The organism is Salinigranum sp. (assembly GCF_041641895.1).
Taxonomy (GTDB): domain Archaea; phylum Halobacteriota; class Halobacteria; order Halobacteriales; family Haloferacaceae; genus Salinigranum.
In genome coordinates this window covers 1-3,875 of record NZ_JBEPXO010000144.1, presented here as the reverse complement: position 1 = coordinate 3,875, position 3,875 = coordinate 1, and the positions used below count along the sequence as shown (strand labels likewise).

4 protein-coding genes are annotated in these 3,875 nt (G+C 68.7%); 3 read left to right on the top strand and 1 reads right to left on the bottom strand.

All coding sequences use genetic code 11. The annotated features are described in order from the left end of the window. On the bottom strand, nt 1-730 hold a 730-nt coding region (gene htpX / locus ACESK5_RS18890; RefSeq protein WP_372913134.1), incomplete at its 3' end, for a zinc metalloprotease HtpX. Between the two features lie 404 nt (nt 731-1,134). On the opposite strand from htpX, the gene ACESK5_RS18885 reads away from it, so the two are divergent. The 3 genes from ACESK5_RS18885 to ACESK5_RS18875 all read left to right on the top strand — a co-directional run. Next, the gene (locus tag ACESK5_RS18885; protein ID WP_372913133.1) at nt 1,135-2,025 is read left to right on the top strand and encodes an NAD-dependent epimerase/dehydratase family protein; all 891 of its coding nucleotides are present in this window, start codon (nt 1,135-1,137) and stop codon (nt 2,023-2,025) included. Nucleotides 2,026-2,064: 39 nt separating this feature from the next. Then, a complete protein-coding gene (locus ACESK5_RS18880) occupies nt 2,065-2,703 on the top strand; it encodes a phosphoribosyltransferase (RefSeq protein WP_372913132.1) in 639 nt (212 codons plus the stop codon). 57 nt (nt 2,704-2,760) lie between these two features. Next, nucleotides 2,761-3,875 (top strand): 60S ribosomal export protein NMD3 (locus tag ACESK5_RS18875; RefSeq protein WP_372913131.1); only part of this gene is annotated, 1,115 nt, incomplete at its 3' end.

The window sequence follows — 3,875 nt, the reverse complement described above, 5'->3', positions numbered from 1 at the left end:
GCACGCGGTCCATCCGTCCCTCGATGGTCAGGAGTGCGGAGGCGAGCGCCGAGGGCTTGCCCGTGATGACCGCCCCGCCGCGGTCGGCGGCGAACTCGCGGTACCGCGAGAGCGCACGGATGAGGAGGAACGAGATTATCCACACCACCAGCGAGACCAGGATGGCGACGATGACTGGTGCGCCGCCTCGTTCGCGGTTACCGCCGAGGAACCAGCCCCACCGGACGATGAGGAACGCCAGCGTCGAGAGGAACGACGCGATGGTCATCACCATCACGTCGCGGTTCTTGACGTGGGCGAGTTCGTGTGCGAGGACGCCCTCGAGTTCGTCGTCGTCGAGCGCCCGGAGGATGCCACGCGTGACACAGACGGTGGAGCTCTTCTGCGAGCGACCGGCGGCGAACGCGTTCGGAATCGACGTCTCCGCGACGGCGACCTTTGGCTTTGGGAGGTCGGCCTGCTGGGAGAGGCGAGAGACCATCCGGTGGACCTTCCGCATCTCCGCGTCCGCCTCGTCCTCCTCGACGACGTGAGCCCCCATGCTGTAGAGGGCGAGCTTGTCGCTGAAGAAGAACTGGACGAACAGGAAGCCGCCCATGATTACGACGACGGGGAGGAGCCGTCCGAAGTACAGACTCAACACGCCGACGAAGACGATGTAGAGGGCGAACAGCAGGAACATCGTGAGGGCCATGCGACTGCGGAGCCCCCAATCCGGTTTCCACTGCATGCCAGTCCCTACTGGCTCGACGGCATAAACCCTGCCGGGTGTGGGGAGCGACCCCGAACACCCCTACTTGTGTTGTGGTCACGTACCGGTGTGTCTGAGTAACAAACGAGTACGAACCGAGTGAACTCTGTGACGAACGGACGCGAATCTGTGTCTGTGTGATGTGTCCCCACACAACCCACGAAAGATTATTATAGATGCACACTGGAGTAGTGGTATGGCCGTTGGTCAGACACCCCAATCGGCGTATCACACGTGCAGCTGTGGGAAGTCCTTCGACACGACGGAGGAGCTCCTCGCACACGCACGAGAGGTGCACGGATTCACCCCCTACTGACGCCGAGACGGGGACGACGGCACGCGGTTCGGATGCTTTCTTCTGACACCGTCGCGTAGAGGCCGGCATGGAGACCGTACTGGTCACCGGCGGACAGGGTCGTTCCGGGCGATGGCTCGTCGACCGACTCGCCGGCGACTACGACGTCGTCTGTGTCGACTACGACCAGCCCGGGTTCGAGGTGTCCGAGCGTCCGCACGTCGGTTTCCGGGCCGCAGACCTGACCGACCGTGGACAGGCGCTCGACCTGCTCTCCGACGTCGCTCCCGACGCCGTCGTCCACTGGGCGGCCATCCCAGCGCCGACGCGACACCCCGGCGGCCGGGTGTTCGAGACGAACCTGCTGGCGGCGTACAACGTCCTCGTCGGGGCCGGCCGGGCGGGTGCCCGGACCGTCTGGGCCTCCTCGGAGTCGACGTACGGGTGGGCGTTCGCCCGCGAGAAGACGCTCCCCGACGAACTGCCCATCACCGAGTCGCACTCGATGCGACCCGAGGACCCCTACGGCACCTCGAAAGTCGCCGCCGAGGAGGTGGCGAAGATGGTCACGCGGCGGTACGACGTCCCCGTCACCTCCGTCCGCCCCTCGTGGATTCAGTATCCCGGCGAGTACGCCTGCCGCGACGTCGCGCGGGAGGGACTCGAGGGCGGGGCCGGTAACTTCTGGTCGTACGTCGACGTCCGCGACGTCGCCTCGCTGGTGGCGAGTGCGCTCGACGCCCCGCCCGAGGGCCACGAGGCGGTCCACGCCGCGGCCGCCGACAACTACCTCGGCCGCCCGACTGTCGACGCCGTCGAGGAGTTCTTCGGGTCGCGTCCCGACGACTGCACGCTCACCGGCGAGTCGTCGGCGCTGTCGACGGCGAAGGCGGGGGAACTGTTCGACTGGGCGCCGCAGCACACGTGGCGCGAGGCGGAGGACGAAGCGGTCGAGGGACCGTCGTTGCTCGCGGAGTGACGGGCGAGAGGTTTTGTCCGCGCCGCGTGTAGCGGTCGTATGTTCGCTGACAGGACTGACGCGGGCGAACGCCTCGCCGCCCGACTCGCCGAGGAGGGTGTCGACGCCGACCTGGTGCTGGCCATCCCCCGCGGGGGACTCCCGGTCGGTCGGGTCGTCGCGGACCGACTCGGCGTCCCACTCGACGTCGTCGTCGCGGTGAAACTCGGCGCGCCGGGCAACCCCGAACTCGCAGTCGGGGCGGTGGCGGGCGACGGGAGCGTCTGGACCAACGACGAACTGGTCTCCCGACTCGGCGTCGACGACGAGTACCTGCGGGAGGAACAGGCACGGGCGCAGGCGGCCGCCTCCCAGAAACTGCGCGAGTACCGCGGCGGCGAGTCGCTGTCGCGACTGGACGGCGAACGCGTCGTCGTCGTCGACGACGGCCTCGCGACGGGGGCGACGGCGCTGGCGTGCGTCCGGCAGGTACAGGCCGCCGGGGCCGAGACGGTGGTGCTAGCGGTTCCCGTGGCCGCCGCCGACTCCGTGAACCGTGTCCGCGACGAGGGGGCGCGGGTGGTGGCCGTCGAGACGCCGGAGTCGTTCGGGGCCGTCGGACAGTTCTACCGGGACTTCCGGCAGGTGCGCGACGCCGAGGCGCGGTCGTACCTCACTACCGACCCGGAAGAGGGGTAGCCACCTCCTGACGCGGAGTTCGCGGGGCTTAACCACGCTGACCCGGTAGGGACGGGTATGACTGACGCGGCGTCGCGCGAGTTCTGTCCGCGGTGTGGCGACCCGGTTCCCGAGCGCGAGGAACCCCTGCCGGGACAGCCACGCGAACAGGACGCGGTGCTCTGTAACGCCTGTTACTTCGCCGACTTCGATCTCGTCGACGCCCCCGACCGCATCGAGGTGCAGGTGTGTTCGGGGTGCGGCGCGGTCCACCGGGGGAACCGCTGGGTCGACGTGGGTGCGGAGGACTACACCGACGTCGCCATCGACGAAGTCGGGGGCGCGCTCGGCGTCCACCTGAACGCGACGGACGTCCAGTGGGGAATCGAACCCGAACAGGTCGACCAGAACACTATCCGGATGCACTGCCGGTTCTCGGGCGTCGTCCGCGGCACGTTCGTCGAGGAGGAGGTGACGGTTCCCGTCCTCATCGCGCGTGGGACGTGCGACCGGTGTGGGCGTATCGCCGGCGGCTACTACGCGGCCGAGGTGCAGGTGCGCGCGGACGACCGGACGCCGACGCGCGAGGAGACAGAACGTGCCGTCGAAATCGCCGAGGCGTACATCGCCGAACGGGAGGCGACGGGGGACAGGAACGCGTTCATCTCCGAGGTGAAAGAGACGGACGACGGCGTCGACCTCAAGATATCGACGAACCAGATGGGCGGCGGCATCGCCAGACGCATCACGCGCGAACTCGGCGGGAGCGTCGAGGAGTACCCGACGCTCGTGACCGAGGACGGCGACGGCAACGAGGTGTACCGGGTGACGTTCGCGGTCCGGTTGCCGCCGTACCCGCCGGGGACGGTCATCGACCCCGACGACGGTGACGGCCCGGTGCTCGTCCGGAGCGCCCGACAGCGCCTCAAGGGCGTGCGGCTGACGACCGGCGAGGGCTACGAGGCGGCGTACGAGGAGGGCACCGCCCCGGACGCGCGCCGGCTCGGCACCCGAGAGGACGCAGCGGAGACGACGGTGGTCGCCGTCGAGGACGACCACGCGGTGCAGGTGCTCGACCCGGAGACGTACGAGGCCAAGACCGTATCACGCCCCGACTACTTCGACCCCGCGGCCGAGACGGTTCCCGTGCTCAAGAGTCGAGCGGGACTCCACATCTTGCCGGCCGACGACGG

Bases quoted from the DNA above. Each gene is read 5' to 3' on its own strand.
- ACESK5_RS18880 (WP_372913132.1), top strand. From the start codon at position 2,065: ATGTTCGCTGACAGGACTGACGCGGGCGAACGCCTCGCCGCCCGACTC.
- ACESK5_RS18885 (WP_372913133.1), top strand. From the start codon at position 1,135: ATGGAGACCGTACTGGTCACCGGCGGACAGGGTCGTTCCGGGCGATGG.